Below are 14,821 nucleotides of genomic sequence, written 5' to 3' on the forward strand. Positions count from 1 at the left end.
ACGGAGATAAAGGTAAAGATGTTGTAGGTCGGACTGAAGTCCGACCTACAACCTGGCTGACCCGCCATGGTCATCGCGAAAGGGTTTTATGTCGGACAGCGGCACAGATAGGAAAAGGCGATGCCGCAGAACAGGGCGAGGCCGAACCAGAGGTTGTTGAGCCAGGCGCGGCGGTAGCCGGTTTCGCTGGCGCCGGCCATGAGGTACTGCTGGTACAGGCCGAGGGCGAGGCCGACGGCAAGGGCGAGGTGCATGAAGACGCCCAGCTTTTCCTGGTGTACGGCGAGGCCGAGGGCGGCGAGGGCGAAGAGCTGGAGCAGGGCGATGAGCCAGCGGTCGGCGCGGCCGAACAGCATGGTGATGCTCTTGATGCCGAGGCGGGCGTGCTGTTGCAGGTGCAGCGCGGCGTACTGGATCAGGGCCGCGCCACTCCACAGCACGGCGGCGGTGTAGACCAGCCAGGCGGTCTTGCCGGGCAGGGCGCCGCTGGCGGTGAAGCCGGCCAGGGTGGCGCAGGCCAGGGCCAGGGCGAGCAGCAGTTCGCCGAGAAAGGTGCGGCGGCGCAGGACGAGAAACGCCATCCCGAGGGTTGTCGCGCACAGGGCGATCACCAGGGTGGGCCAGCCGAGCAGCAGCAACGGTACCAGCGCCAGCAGCAGTTCGCCGCCCGCCAGCCAGCGCAGCGGCAGGGGCAGTCCGCGCAGTACCTCCACGGCACTGTGGCGCGGATGGGCCAGCAGCGCGGTGGCCAGATCGTGCGCCAGCCAGCCGAGGGCACGCAGGGCGAGCAGGGCCAACAGCAGCAGGGTGAGCGCGCTCACGGCCGGCCGGCCGTCGCTGCCCAGCCACAGTCCCCACAGCCCCAGCAACCACAACAGGCCCAGGTCGGCTGGCCGGTACAGCCGCATCAGGCGCAGCCAGGGCAGCACGGGCTTGATCCGCTCCAGCGGTTTCATTCTTCGCCCACTCCCGGGAGAAACATCTCGCACACCAGTAGCGGCTTGTCGTGGAGAAAGAACAGCGAGCGCCGCCCCCACAGCTCCGCCGGCGGCGTTTCCAGCCCGGCGCAGGCGAGGCGGAACAGCGGCTGGCCGCGATGGATGCGGGCGATCTCCAGCTCACCGCGGCGCATGCTGGGGTCGCGGAACAGCAGGCCGCCCAGGGGGCGCGTGCCGAGGTGGCGGAGGCGGCGTTCACGGCCGGTGAGGGTGGCGGCGGGAATGGCGGTGCGTGCGAACACCCAGGGCTTGTCGCCGCACAGTAGGCGTACCTCGCGTATCAGGACATGGTGTCCGGCCTTGATGCCGAGCACGCGCGCCTCGCTCAGTTGCGGCAGTTCCCAGCGTTGTTGCAGCACCTGGACGCGGAAACCATCGCCGCAGGCCCGTTGCAGGCGCCGCGTCAGCGACGAGGGGTCGAGCAGCCAGGACCAGATGGCAGCCGGCACGGCGCTGCGCAGCAGGCGGCGCGGCGCATGCCAGACGGGTTCGGTGCTGTGTTTGCCGTAGTTATCCAAGAAATCAGTTCCAAGTGACAAGTGACAAGTGGCAAGTTGCAAGTGGCTGCTGACGCGGGACACGACCGCGCGATGGCGCGGAATCATTCTTGTCACTTGCAACTTGAAACTTGTAACTTCAATTGCCGCATCATACCTCGCCGTAGCGGGTCGCCGCACCGACCCAGCGGCGGATCAGCAAGGCCGCCTGCTGCGGCCAGCGCTGGAGCAGCAGATCGGCGCTGCGGGAGGCCTCGGCCAGCAGGGACTGGTCGCGCTGCAGGTCGGCGATGCGCAGTTGCAGCAGGCCGGTCTGGCGCGTGCCCAGCACCTCGCCGGGGCCGCGCAGCTCCAGGTCCTTGCGCGCAATCTCGAAGCCGTCCGCTGTCTCGCGCATCACCGCCAGCCGTTCCCGGCCCTGTAGCGACAGCGGGCCGTGGTACATCAGCACGCAATGGCTCTCGGTGCTGCCGCGGCCGACGCGGCCGCGCAGCTGGTGCAGCTGCGCCAGCCCCAGGCGCTCGGCGTTTTCGATGATCATCAGGGAGGCATTGGGCACGTCGACGCCGACCTCGATGACGGTGGTGGCGACCAGCAGATCGATGCGGCCGTCCTTGAAGTCGGCCATCACCCGCTCCTTCTCGTCCTGCCGGAGGCGGCCGTGCACCAGGCCGATGCGCAGATCGGGCAGCGCCGCGGCGAGCAGGGCGGCGGTATCCTGCGCCGCCTGCGCGGCCAGCGTTTCCGATTCCTCGATGAGGGTACACACCCAGTAGGCCTGGCGGCCGGCGCGGCAGGCGGAGTGCACGCGCGCCACCACCGCGTCGCGGCGGCTGTCCGGGATCACCACCGTCTCCACCGGCGTGCGCCCCGGCGGCAGCTCGTCGATGATGGAGCAGTCGAGATCGGCATAGGCGGTCATCGCCAGGGTGCGCGGGATCGGCGTGGCGGTCATGATGAGCTGGTGCGGATAGCGCCCGCCGCTCTTGCCCTTCTCGCGCAGGGCGAGGCGCTGATGCACGCCGAAGCGGTGCTGCTCGTCGATGATGACGAGGCCGAGGTCATGGAACTCGACCCCCTCCTGAAACAGGGCGTGGGTGCCGACGGCGATGCGCGTGCTGCCGTCGGCCAGACCTTGCAGTATGTCGCGCCGCGCCTTCGTCTTCAGCTTGCCGGCCAGCCAGGCCACTTCGATGCCGAGCGGCGCGAGCCAGCGCGCGAAGTTGTGGAAGTGCTGCTCGGCGAGCAGTTCGGTGGGCGCCATCACCGCCGCCTGATACCCCGCCTCCACGGCCTGCAAGGCCGCCAGCGCGGCCACCACCGTCTTGCCCGAGCCGACGTCGCCCTGTACCAGACGCTGCATCGGATGCGGCTGTTGCAGGTCACGGGCGATCTCGGCACCGACCCTTTGCTGTGCCCCGGTGAGCGGGAAGGGCAGGGCCGCGAGAAATCTTTCCCGCAATACACCGTCGCCGTGCAGCGGTGGCGCCTTGTGCCGTTGCGACTGCGCACGCAGACGGCGCAGGCTCAGGGTGTGGGCCAACAGTTCCTCGAAGGCGAGGCGGCGCTGCGCCGGATGGCGTACCTCGGCCAGCAGCGACAGCGGTGCGTCGGGCGGCGGGCGGTGCAGATAGGTGACGGCCTCCTGCAACGATGGAAAACCGAGTCCGCGCAACAGTTCCGGCGGCAGGTGATCGATGAGCGGCAGGCGGCCGTCGTGCAGCCATTGCAGAGCCTGGCTGGTGAGATTGCGCAGCGACGGTTGTTGCAGTCCCTCGGTGGTGGGGTAGATCGGGGTGAGGTGTTCCTCCACCGCCGTCGGTGCCGTTTCATCGACGCGGCGGAACTCCGGATGTACCATCTCCAGCCCGACCGTGCCGGGGCGTGCCTCGCCGTAGCAGCGCACGCGGCTGCCGCGGGCGAGGGACTGCTGCATGGTGGCGCTGAAGTGGAAGAAGCGCAGGGTGAGGGTGCCGCTGCCGTCGCCGATGCGCGACAGCAGCATGCGCCGCTTGCCGAACTTGATCTCGGTGAGCAGTACCTCGCCTTCGATCACGGCCTCGTCGCCGGGGCGCAGGGTGCCGATGGGCACGACGCGGGTGCGGTCCTGATAGCGCAGCGGCAGGTGGAACAGCAGGTCATCCACGGTGTGGATGCCGAGGTGTTCCAGCCGCGCGGCCAGGCGCGGTCCGACGCCCTTGAGGGCGGTGACGGGGGGGGAGTCGTTGGCGTCCATGAGTTCAGTGAGCGCCCGGTGCGCCGGGGCCTGGGCAAAATCCGTTAAGTCTCAAAATCATCAGTCCGCAAATGAACGCGAATGGACGCAAATGGGAAACGAATTTCCGAACGGGTTTTATTTGCGCCCATTCGCGTTCATTTGCGGACCCGAATCAATCATGACGGTGCAGGTAGCGCGCCGCCGCTGGTGACACGGCGGCATTGAGGCGGAAGCCGGGGTCCTCAAAGGCACCGCGCTTCTGTGCGGCGGTGACTTCGCGCAGAAAACGCTCCTTCACCGCGGGCTGGTTGGCATAGGCCTCCAGCGGGGCGAACACGGCATCGATGAGATCGAGGCGCTGCCCCGGCGCCGGATGGGTCTTGAACAGGAAGGCGAGGGCGCCATCCTTGGGGTTCATGGCGCCGAGGGTCTGCAGGGTGGCGGGCAGGCCATAAGGGTCGTAGCCGGCACGTGCGGCGAGCACCACTCCCTGGCGGTCGGCGGCGTGCTCGTCCTCCTTGTCCAGACCGCGGCTGTACAACTCCTTGAAGCCGCCGGCGATCTTGTCCAGCTTTTCACGGTCGCCGCCTTCCATCTGGGTTCCGGCGAGACCGACGGCGAGGTCGAGGCGGGCACCTTTCTGCACGGCCTTCAGGTGATGCCGTTCCACCACATGGGCGATCTCATGCGCCAGCACGCCGGCCAGTTCGGCCTCGGAACCCATGCGCAACAGCAGCCCCTTGGTGATGAACACGTAACCGCCGGGCGAGGCGAAGGCATTGATGTCCATGGAGTCGAGCACGCCGAAGCGCCAGTCCAGCTTCGGCCGTTCACTCTGCAGCGCGACCCAATAGCCGATGCGGTTGACATAGCGCTGCAGGGCCTCATCCTTCACCAACGGCACGGCGCCGAGCAGCACGGCGGCGGCCTCGCGGCCGATGGTGCGCTCCTGCTCCGGCTTCACCTCGCCGAAGGCCTCCCTGGCCGATTTGAGCAGGCCGCCCAGATCGATCTCCTTGCCGCCGCTACCACCACCCAGCAGGCCGTCGAGCGGACCGGCGCCGACGTTGCCGGCAAGTCCCAGCAGCGCGGCGATGAATACATACTTGGGCAATCTGTTCATGATGTTCATTCCCACGGGAAGGGGCTGGTGGTGTTCTGCTGCTGTTGCGCGGCCTTCTTCGGGTCTTTCAGATAGGCGATCTTCTGTGCCTGCAACTTGGCCTCCGCAGCGTAGCGGCGCGCGTCACCGGGTTTGACGGCGAACTTTTCAAGGTTGTCTACCGCCATGGGATCGGGGGTGGCGTTGCTGATGTCGGCAGCATCGAGGCCGCGCACGCCGGTGGCGACGGTGACGCCGCTGGAACCGGAGCGGCCGGTGGAGAGGAATTGCAGCGCCGAACCGACGCCGGAGTCGCCCGGTTTGGCGCTGCCGTCGCCGAGGCGCAGTGCGGTCATGCGTACCCAGCCTTCCGCATTATTCACCTTGACCCGGTACCAGCCGCCCTCGCGCGCCAGCACATCCACCAACACATTTTCCGCCAGCGGCAGCAGCGTGGCGGCATCGCTGAACGGTTTGTCCTTCAGCTCGGTGGCGCGGATGACATGGGCCGGATCGGCCTGGGCGACATAGCTCAGGCCAAACAGCAGGAGGGTAACAAGCGGTCGTTTCATAGCAGACCTCGCGTCAAATAGTTACAAGTGACAAGTCGCAAGTGACAAGTGGAGGAGTGCGCTGCGCGCACGGTCATGTGAATACGAGAACTACACGAGCGCGGCGATTTCATTTGCTTGTCACTTATCACTTGCATCTGCCTTGCGGCATGGCTCATACAGCCGCACTTCCTGGGTACGGCCCTTCACCTTATAGGAACCGTGGTCGACAAAGTCAAACGCGTCGCCGCACAGGGCGCGGGTATCGGCGGAGACCAGAACGCGCGCCACACCCTTGGTCTGGCCCTCGATGCGGCTGGCGAGATTCACGGTGTCGCCGATGGCGGTGTAGTCGAGGCGGTTGGCCGAGCCGATGAAGCCCACCACCGCCGGGCCGGTATGGATGCCGATGCCGACATCGAAGTGTTCGCCGGAGGGACCGAGATGGCGGCGGAATGTCTCCAGCGTGTCGCACATGGCCAGCGCCGCATTGACCGCGTTGACCGCCTGGTTCGGATCGTCCACCGGCGCGCCCCAGAAGGCCATGATGGCGTCGCCGATGAATTTGTCCATGGTGCCGTTGTGCTGGAAGATCACCTGCACCTGGCGCGAGAAGTAGTCGTTGAGCAGATCGACGATCTCCTCGGCGCTGTGCTGCTCGGACAGCGTGGTGAAGCCGCGGATGTCGGAGAACAGCACGGTGATCTGGCGGCTCTGGCTTTTCAGCGTCAAGGCCGATTCACCCTGCGCCACCAGATTCTGTACCACGCGCGGGTCGAGGAAACGGCTGAAGATCTGCACCGAACGTTCGCGCTCGCGCCGCTCGCGCAGCCAGGCATACAGCGCCGCGGCAAAGTAATACAGCCAGCCGAACACCAGCGGCGTGAACAGCGGCACGACCCAGCGCAATTGCAGCGCGCCGTACTGCACCGCGGCGAACAGCGGCGTGGCGACGAGCAGGCCGAGGCCGATGCGCAGCGGATTGATATGGCGGCGGAAGGCGAGGAACAGCGCACCGAGCAGCAGCGATGCCGCGAGTGGTGCAACAAAGGTCGGCACCGGACGCAGTGCATCACCGTGTTTCAGGTTGTCCAGGGCGGTGGCGATGATCTCCACCGCCGGATACAGACTGCCCATCGCCGTGCTGCGCAAATCGTGCAGGCCGGCGGCGGTGGAACCGATGATCACGATCTTGCCGGTCAGCTCATCGGCGGGGCGCTGCGGCCGGCTGCGCGCCAGATCGTCGTACAGATCGAACAACGGAATGCGCGTATAGCTCAGTGCCGGGCCGCGCCAGTTGAGCAGCAGGTCGGGCGCTGGCGGAAGTGCATAGCCCAGATCCCTTGCCACCCGCGCCGGCAGCGAGGGGATGTGCCAACCCTGCGCATCGAGGTAGAGGTGATAGCGGCGGCCGATGCCGTCGGCATCCTCGGTGTAGTTGATGGCGCCGAGCCGTCCTGTTTCCGCCAGTGCCGGCAGCGGCAGCAGCAACGCCACGCGAGCATCATCCCGCGCCTGCGGTCCGCGTTCGATGCCGAGCAGTGCGCCGTACTGGGCCAGTGGCACGCCCTGCGCATCGCCGCCCGCGAGGCGCAGCAGGGGGAAGTAGACATTGCCCTGCTGCCGCGCCACCTCCGTCAGCCAGGCATCGCCGTCCGGGTTGGCCACATCGGCGTCGGAGAACAGGATGTCGAACACAATGGCGGCCGGCCGCTGCCGCGCCATGCCCTCGATCAGTTCGGCAAAGATCGCGCGCGGCCAGGGATAGCGCCCGGCCAGCGGCGCCATCTGATCCAGGCTGCGCTCGTCGATGTCGACGATGACGATGTCCGGATCGGGCTGCTGCTGCGCCGCATGCCGGCGCAGCAGCAGATCGCCGTAGCGGTATTCCAGCGTGGACAGCAGACCGGCGCCGCCGAACTCGATGGCCAGCAGCAGCAGCGTCGCCAGGGTGAGGCGGATCAGCGGGTCGGCAGACAGCGTGCGCCAGGTGGGCATGGGTGTAGTCAACTATCCTGTTGCAAGGACGCGTGCAAGGCGGTGAGCTGATCAACAAGTGGGGGGAGGGCCGTTTGAACGGTTGCCCAGACGATATCCAGATCAATATCGAAATAACCGTGGGCAATGCGATGGCGCATGCCCTTCATGCTTTTCCAGGGGGCCGAGGGGTGCCGGACGATGAAATCAGGATACTCAGTACTGATTTTCGTTGCTGCTTCGCCGATGACCACAATATTCAGGGTGTCCGCTTGCTGGGGGCGCTTGTCGGCAAGAAAGGCCTTTTTGTCGAGGTCTGCGACATAGGAAAGGGCGAGGCGGGCCGCCTCCGATATGTGTTCGAGGTAATCCTCCAGGCGGTTGACCGTCATACCGGCTGGGCTTCGGCCAGGACCTGGCTGCGGAATTTGGCCGGCAAATCCCCGGGAGTCAAAACCTCGACCGGGATACCCATCATTTCTTCCAGCTCGATTTGCAGGCCACCCAGATCGAACAGGGTCACGCCGGGCAGTGGGTCCACCAGCAGGTCCAGATCGCTGTCGTCACTGTCCTGTCCGGTCAGCGCCGCGCCGAACACGCGGACGTTGACCGCCCGATGGCGGATGACCGCCTGCCGGATGGCGGCGCGATGGCGTTCCAGTGCAATAGATGGCCGCATATGGTGCCCCCTGTCCCAGAATCAGATATTTACTCCAACTCCATCACCCCGTCCATTTCCACCGGCACGCCCTTGGGCAGGGCGGCGACCTGCACGGCGGCGCGGGCGGGATAGGGCTGGGCGAAGTATTCGGCCATCACCTCGTTGACCAGCGGGAAGTGGGTGAGGTCGGTGAGAAACACATTGAGCTTGACCACATCGGCCAGGGAGCCGCCGGCCGCCTCGGCCACCGCCTTCAGGTTGTCGAACACGCGGCGCACCTGCGCGCGCATGTCGCCCTGCACTACCTCCATGGTCTCCGGCACCAACGGGATCTGCCCGGAGAGATATACGGTGGTGCCGACCTTCACGGCCTGGGAATAGGTGCCGATGGCCTTGGGGGCCATGTCGGTATGGATGATTTGCTTGGCCACGGGAAACTCCTGCTTGGGTTGTCGATGGGCGGATCATACCGCACGGCGGTTCGGGCTGCCGCCCGGGCCTGATGTCAATAAGGCTGACGTGGAATCGGGCGCTGCTGCATCACATCAACTTGAACTGGGCCGCCTTTTGCGCCTTAATGCATGAGCGTCCGGCGAGCCATGCGTCCACGGCAGCATGGCCAGGCATGGCGAAGACATAACTCAAACAATGGAACAGGGAGAATTCCGTATGCAGCCCGATCGGGAAAAGGAAGCCAAAGACATCGAGCGCAAGCTGCTCTGGGTCAGCGTCATCGACACCCCCGGCGCCATCCTCGTCGGCCTCGCCTTGTACGGCAAGTTCGCCGCCGACGGCAATGCCTTTCATCCCCTGCTCAACAACGACTCCGTCCTGGCGGCGATGTTCGCCGTGGGCGGCGCGATCATGGCCTGGGGCGTTTGGCAGGTGATTGCGCTTTCCAGGCGGAGAGCGAAGTTGCAGGGTCCGCGCTGAGTTGACCACGCTGCTGCCGGCAGACATGGAGGTTGCCAATGCGTAGCCGCTGCATCTACATCCCCGTATTAAGGAAGGTCTGAATAAGTCCATCCTGGACTTCTCAGGTCGCTCCCGCCCCTCCCTGGGCTGCGCGACATAAGTCCATCCGTGGACAAAACCACGCCAAGCGAAAAGTGTGATTTTCGCTCGGCTTCATTTTTCAACGACTTATCGTCGTTGAAAAATGGCGGCACATCCCTGTGCCGCGGAAGCTCTGAACTTATTCAGAGCTTCCCTAATCACAGTACTCCTGACGGGTTGCGCCAAAGAGCCGATCCCGGAGCGCCCGGTGGCATCATCGCGTGATCTGGTGGTCAAGTATGGCGAGGGTGACTCCATTCGCATTGGGGGCGCCGGAAACCATTTCAGATGCGACGACCCCGCCTACGCACATGTCGAAAAGGTCAGTACCTGGAGCATGGATTTTGCGGACGGTACGACGATAAACCTGTGCACATCGGCAGATGAAGCGAAGCGTATGGAGTGGTTGGCAAGGTGAATGAGATCATGTCTGACCTGACCCAGGTTCCCCGGCTATTGAACGCGGCGTTGTGCGAGCAGGGAGGAATAACACGCGATTAACAGTTTGTGTGTTGATGTTGACGACTGCAATCCTGTCACCTAAGGAAGCTCTGAACTTATTCAGAGCTTCCCTAGCATCAGCCCAACCCGCCCTCTGATACATCCGTTGCTGGCAGGCGCAGGAGTGGCGTAGGCGTTGCCACGGTTTCCGTTTGACCATTCCGAAGCCCGCCACTGCCCCACCCCTCGCACTTCTTTACCTTTTCTTCCCTCCCTGCCGCCCCCATTCCGGTAAAATGGCCGGCCTGCCGTACCCCTTCCCGGAGTTGTCGATGAAGTTGCCGCGTATTCCCCCCAAGTTGATGCCTGTGACCCTGCTCGCCGCGGGTGTGATGGGTTTCTTGCTGCTGGTGGTGACCCGTCCGGCGCAGATGCCGGCGGAGGTGCGCGAGCGGGCTTGGACGGTGGCGGTGGAGACGGTGATGCCGGCGCGTCATGCGCCGCTGTTGACGCTGTATGGTGTGGTGGACAGCCCGCGGGCGGCGGAGCTGACGGCGGCGGTGGCGGCCTATGTGGCCGAGGTGCCGGTACGCGAGGGGGCGGTGGTGGCGGCGGGCGAGCCGCTGGTGTTGCTCGATGAGCGCGATGCGCGGCTGGTGCTGACGCAGCGCGAGGCGCAGGTGGCCAGCGCCCGGCGCAGTCATGCCAACGATGTGCAGGCGCTGGCGCGCGAGCGCGAGCTGTTGCGTCTGGCGGAGAAGGCGGTGGAGCGGGCGCAGACGATGGTGGCGCGCAGTTTGGGGCCGCAGTCGGCGCTGGACGAGGCCAATGCGGCGCTGGAGCGGCAGCGTCTGTCGCTGGCGGCGCGGGAGCTGGCGGTGGCCGACTATCCGCAGCGGCTGGCGCAGCTGGAGGCGCAGCGGGATCAGGCGCGGCTCGATGTGGAGCGGACGCGGATCATCGCGCCGTTCACCGGGCGGGTGGCGGAGTTGCATGTGGCGCCAGGGGATCGGGTGCGGGTGGGCGATCGCATTGCCGCCATTTATGACGTGGCGGGGCTGGAGATTCGCGCCACGGTGCCGGCGCCCTGGCTGGCCGCCGTGCGTCGCGCGCTCGATGCCGGCGAGGTGCGCGCCACGACTTCCATCGACGGGGTGTCCTATGAGCTGACGCTGAACGGGCTGTCCGGACGGGCCGGTGCCGGCGGTGCCGGGGTGGATGCGCTGTTGCGTTTCGTGGCCGGTGCGCCGGAACTGCCGCTGGGGCGTTTTGCCGAGGTGTATCTGCAGTTGCCGGCGGTCGAGCAGGCGGTAGCCCTGCCCCCTGAGGCGCTGTATGGGCGCGATCGCATCTATCGCCTCAAGGATGGCCGACTGGCGGCGCTGCCGGTGGAGCGTCTGGGCGAGACCTTGCTGGATGACGGCACCACGCGCCTGCTGTTGCGCAGTCCGGAACTGCGCAGCGGCGACCGCATCGTGATCACCCGCCTGCCCAATGCGATGGACGGGCTGCGGGTGGTGGCGGCGGAGTAGCGCGCGATGAGTCACGGCCTGATCGGTCTGTTCGCGCGCCACCGCGTCGCGGCCAATATGCTCATGCTGCTGATGGTGCTCGGTGGCGTGTGGGCGTTGCAGAAGCTGAACACGCAGTTCATGCCCAGTTTCGACCTCAATTACATCACCGTGCGTGTGGTGTGGCAGGGCGCCTCGGCGGAAGACATCGAGAGCGGTATCACCGTACCGTTGGAGCAGGACCTGCGCACGGTAGACAACCTCAAGCTGCTGTCCTCCACTTCGGCCATCGGCGTCTCGGCCATCACGCTGGAGTTCTATCCCAAGACCGATATGGCGCTGGCGCTGGAGCAGGTGAAGGACCTGGTGGCGCAGCGGCGCAACCTGCCGGAGACGGCGGAAGAGCCAATCATCACCCGCGTGATCCGCTACGAGGACATCGGCCGTATGCTGGTGAGCGGACCGGCGGACCTGCGCGAGCTGCGGCCGGTGGTGCGGCGCATCGAGCAGGAACTGCTGAGCCACGGTATCGCCCGCGTGGTGTTCAACGGCCTGCCCAAGGAAGAGGTGGCGATCCAGGTGCCGACGGCGCGCCTGCTCGAACTGGGAATGAGCCTGGATGCCGTGGCCGACAGCGTCGCACGCACCAGCCGCGACCTGCCCGCCGGCATGGCGGGGCGGGACGATGTGGCGCATCAGTTGCGCAGCCTGGAGCAGCGCCGCACGCTGCAGGGCTTTGCCGGGATCCCGCTGCGTGGCGATGCGCAGCACGGCCTGGTGACGCTGGGCGATGTGGCGACCATCGAGCGGCGGCCGCGCGACGGCCAGCAACTGATCTTCCACAACGGCAAGCCGGCGGTGGAGTTGCTGTTGCAGCGCAGCGAGAGCGCCGATGCACTGGAATCGGCGCGTAGCGTCGCCGAGTGGATGGCACAGGGGCGGCCGCGCCTGCCGGCCGGGGTCGACGTGAAGCTCTACGACCAGAGCTGGGAACTGATCGCCGAGCGCATCGACCTGCTGCTCAGCAACGGTCTCGGTGGTCTGGTGCTGGTGCTCGGCATGCTCTATCTGTTCCTGAGTGGCCGCCTCGCCGGCCGCGTGGCGCTGACCATTCCCGTATCGTTCACGGCGGCTCTCGCCGTGCTCTGGTTGGTGGGCGGCTCGGTCAACATGATCAGCCTGTTCGGTCTGATCATGGCGCTGGGCATGATCGTCGACAATGCCATCGTGGTGAGCGAGCACGCCTACACCTTGCACCAGCGCGGCGCCAGCACGCTGCACGCGGCGGAAGAGGCGGCACACCGCATGTTCTCGCCGGTGATGTCGTCGTCGATCACCACCGTGGCGGCGTTCATACCGCTGATGCTCATCGGCGGCATCATCGGCCAGATCCTGTTCGACATCCCGCTGGTGGTGATTTGCGTGATCCTCGCTACCTTGGTGATCACCTTCCTGATCCTGCCGGCGCAGCTCGGCAAGACACTGCAGAACATGGATGCTTATGTGCCGGGGCCGTTCCGCATGCGTTTCGACGCTGCCTTCGACCGATTCCGCGACCACCATTTCCGCCGTGCGGTGCAGTGGTCGGTGCGCAACCGCGGTATTACGCTGAGCGGTACCTTGGCGCTGCTGATCCTGTCGTTCGGCCTGCTCGCTGGCGGCCGCCTCGGTTTTACCTTCTTCCCGTCACCGGATAGCACCATCCTCTATGCCAACGTGTCCTTCGTTGCCGGCACACCACCGCAGCGGGTGGAGCGCTTTGTCGAAGATGTGCACCGCGCCTTGTGGGAAACCGATGCGCAATTCGGCGGCGGCATCGTGCAGACGGCGGTGCCGCGCCTGCGCAGCGTGATCGCCGTCGGTCCCGGCTCCGAACGCAGCGGCGATGCCTTTGGTGCGGTGCTGGTGGAACTGACTTCACCGGATCGGCGTGAGGTGAGCAATGCCGAGTTCATTCGCGCCTGGGAGGCGCGCCTGCCACGCGTGCCCGGACTGGAGACCTTCGCGGTCGGCGCGCGCATCGGCGGGCCGCCGGGGCGCGACCTGGAGATCCGCCTCACCGGTGCCGACGCCGCCACCCTGAAGGCGGCGGCGCTGGATCTCGCCGAGGTGCTGAACGACTATCCCGGTGTGTCGGCGGTGGAAGACGACATGCCCTTCGGGCGCGAGCAGCTTATCTATCGCCTCACGCCGGAAGGGCGCGCGGCGGGACTGACGGTAGAGGCCGTCGGCCGGCAGTTGCGTGCCGCCTACGACGGCCGTATCGCGCAGATCTATCAGGACGGTCTGGACGAGATCGAGGTGCGCGTGGTGTTGCCGGACAACGAGCGCCACCGCATGAGCAGCCTGGAGCGCTTCGCCATCGTTCTGCCCGATGGGCGCAGCCTGCCGTTCGGCACTGTCGCCGCGTTGGTGGCGCGCCAGGGTTTCGAGGCGCTGCGCCACGCCGACGGCCGCCTGGCCGTGAATGTGTTCGGCGATGTCGATCGCGCGCAGAACAATGCCGGCCGCGTCATCGCCTCGTTGCAGGAAAACGTGTTGCCGCAGTTGGTGGCGCGCTACGGCATCGACTATTCATTCCAGGGCCGCGCCGCCGATCAGGCGGAGACCATCGGCGACATGCGGATGGGTCTGGTGTTCGCCCTGCTGATGATCTACGTCACCCTGGCCTGGGTGTTTGGTTCCTACGGCTGGCCCCTGGTGGTGATGGCGATCATCCCCTTCGGCCTGCTCGGCGCGGTGGTGGGGCATTGGGTGATGGGAATGGAACTGACCATCCTGTCACTGTTCGGGCTGTTCGGCCTTACCGGCATCGTGGTCAACAACTCCATCATCCTGGTGAGCTTCTACCAGACGCTGCGCGAAGAGGGGATGGATACGGACACGGCCATCGTCGAGGCCTCCTGCCAGCGCCTGCGCGCCGTGCTGCTGACCTCGCTGACCACCATCGTCGGTCTGGTGCCGCTGCTGTTCGAGCGCTCCTTGCAGGCGCAATTCCTGATCCCGATGGCGATCTCGCTGGTGTTCGGTCTGGCCTTTGCCACCGTGCTGGTGCTGGGGGTGATCCCGGCGCTGCTGTCGTGGCACGAGCGGTGGGCGGAGCGCCTGGCCGCTTGGCGCGGCAGGGCATCAGAACAAGCGTAGGAGCCGGGGCCTCCCGGCGGCCGGTCTGGGCGCAGCTTCGCTCACGGAGTGGGCTCCGACGGTGCAGCAGCCTTAGCGCACGCCCTTGTCGCGCAGGAACTGGCTGTAGCCCTGATCGGTGCCGTTGATGTGGCCGATGAGCCACTTCTTGAGGAATTGCACGGCCTCCTCGATGGTTTCGTGCGGTCTGGCCTGGTAGCGCTGCATCAGCTCGTTCACCTTGGCGATCATGGCCTCGTGCTCGCCCTTGTGTTCTGCATAGGTGGGATAGCCGTGGGTCTGCATCAGATCCTCTTCGCGCTTGAAGTGGGTCTTGGTGTAGTCCACCAGGGCATCGAAGGCCTCGCGCTCGTACTGTGGATCGGTCTGGTAGTGGGCCGCGGTCTGTAGCTGATTGATCAGGTTCAACAGTTTCTTGTGATCGTTGTCGATGGCCTCGATGCCGACGCTGTAGGCGTCGCGCCATTCGACAAAGCGGTTGGCGACGATGCGCTTGTGGATGTAGGGCACCAGGGCCAGCACCACGATCAGGGTCCAGGATACCGGATTGGTCAGGCTGACCATGAAGCCGAGCAGGATGGCGGTGATGATGACCAGCAGCAGCAGGGCCAGGCCGAACATGCTCCATTGCTTGTTCATTGATGTTTCCCCCATGGAGTAGGCAA

General features: G+C 65.9%; 13 protein-coding genes. 3 read left to right on the forward strand and 10 right to left on the reverse strand.

Annotated elements, in window-relative coordinates; translation table 11 throughout:
• Nucleotides 1-86: 86 nt before the first annotated feature.
• The 9 genes from EP379_RS01085 to EP379_RS01125 all read right to left on the reverse strand — a co-directional run bounded on the left by EP379_RS01085 (nucleotide 87) and on the right by EP379_RS01125 (nucleotide 8,435).
• Entirely contained in the window at nucleotides 87-956 is an 870-nt protein-coding gene (locus tag EP379_RS01085; protein ID WP_127474887.1) for a UbiA family prenyltransferase, read from the reverse strand.
• On the reverse strand, nucleotides 953-1,516 hold the full coding sequence (locus EP379_RS01090; protein ID WP_172600334.1) for a chorismate--pyruvate lyase family protein: 564 nt from the start codon (nucleotides 1,514-1,516) through the stop codon (nucleotides 953-955). Before EP379_RS01090 ends, EP379_RS01085 begins: the two co-directional genes overlap by 4 nt.
• Nucleotides 1,517-1,646: 130 nt before the next feature.
• Entirely contained in the window at nucleotides 1,647-3,731 is a 2,085-nt protein-coding gene (gene recG, locus EP379_RS01095) for an ATP-dependent DNA helicase RecG (RefSeq protein ID WP_127474891.1), read from the reverse strand.
• 154 nt (nucleotides 3,732-3,885) lie between these two features.
• Complete coding sequence (locus tag EP379_RS01100) at nucleotides 3,886-4,836, reverse strand: M48 family metalloprotease (RefSeq protein WP_172600335.1); 951 nt, start codon at nucleotides 4,834-4,836, stop codon at nucleotides 3,886-3,888.
• Between the two features lie 5 nt (nucleotides 4,837-4,841).
• Nucleotides 4,842-5,387 (reverse strand): SH3 domain-containing protein, encoded by a 546-nt coding sequence (locus EP379_RS01105; RefSeq protein ID WP_127474895.1) that lies wholly within the window; start codon nucleotides 5,385-5,387, stop codon nucleotides 4,842-4,844.
• A 120-nt stretch (nucleotides 5,388-5,507) separates the two neighbouring features.
• The gene (locus EP379_RS01110) at nucleotides 5,508-7,364 is read right to left on the reverse strand and encodes a CHASE2 domain-containing protein (protein WP_127474897.1); all 1,857 of its coding nucleotides are present in this window, start codon (nucleotides 7,362-7,364) and stop codon (nucleotides 5,508-5,510) included.
• 8 nt (nucleotides 7,365-7,372) lie between these two features.
• Nucleotides 7,373-7,735 (reverse strand): HepT-like ribonuclease domain-containing protein, encoded by a 363-nt coding sequence (locus tag EP379_RS01115; protein ID WP_127474899.1) that lies wholly within the window; start codon nucleotides 7,733-7,735, stop codon nucleotides 7,373-7,375.
• Complete coding sequence (locus EP379_RS01120; protein ID WP_127474901.1) at nucleotides 7,732-8,022, reverse strand: nucleotidyltransferase family protein; 291 nt, start codon at nucleotides 8,020-8,022, stop codon at nucleotides 7,732-7,734. The genes EP379_RS01115 and EP379_RS01120 overlap by 4 nt, the downstream gene beginning before the upstream one ends.
• Nucleotides 8,023-8,051: 29 nt before the next feature.
• A complete protein-coding gene (locus tag EP379_RS01125; RefSeq protein ID WP_127474903.1) occupies nucleotides 8,052-8,435 on the reverse strand; it encodes a RidA family protein in 384 nt (127 codons plus the stop codon).
• A gap of 238 nt (nucleotides 8,436-8,673) precedes the next feature.
• On the opposite strand from EP379_RS01125, the gene EP379_RS01130 reads away from it, so the two are divergent.
• The 3 genes from EP379_RS01130 (at nucleotide 8,674) to EP379_RS01140 (ending at nucleotide 14,156) form a co-directional block, all read left to right on the forward strand.
• A complete protein-coding gene (locus EP379_RS01130; protein ID WP_127474905.1) occupies nucleotides 8,674-8,937 on the forward strand; it encodes a hypothetical protein in 264 nt (87 codons plus the stop codon).
• A gap of 896 nt (nucleotides 8,938-9,833) precedes the next feature.
• Nucleotides 9,834-11,033, forward strand: coding sequence for an efflux RND transporter periplasmic adaptor subunit (locus EP379_RS01135; RefSeq protein WP_127474907.1), 1,200 nt, complete (start codon nucleotides 9,834-9,836; stop codon nucleotides 11,031-11,033).
• A 6-nt stretch (nucleotides 11,034-11,039) separates the two neighbouring features.
• Nucleotides 11,040-14,156 carry an efflux RND transporter permease subunit gene (locus tag EP379_RS01140; RefSeq protein WP_127474909.1) on the forward strand — a complete coding sequence of 1,039 codons (3,117 nt, stop codon included), beginning with the start codon at nucleotides 11,040-11,042 and terminating at the stop codon, nucleotides 14,154-14,156.
• 72 nt (nucleotides 14,157-14,228) lie between these two features.
• On the opposite strand, the gene EP379_RS01145 is transcribed toward EP379_RS01140, so the two are convergent.
• Nucleotides 14,229-14,795, reverse strand: coding sequence for a bacteriohemerythrin (locus EP379_RS01145; RefSeq protein WP_172600336.1), 567 nt, complete (start codon nucleotides 14,793-14,795; stop codon nucleotides 14,229-14,231).
• Nucleotides 14,796-14,821: the final 26 nt, after the last annotated feature.

Source organism: Sulfurivermis fontis (assembly GCF_004001245.1).
In the GTDB taxonomy this organism is placed as follows: Bacteria; Pseudomonadota; Gammaproteobacteria; order Thiohalomonadales; family Thiohalomonadaceae; genus Sulfurivermis; species Sulfurivermis fontis.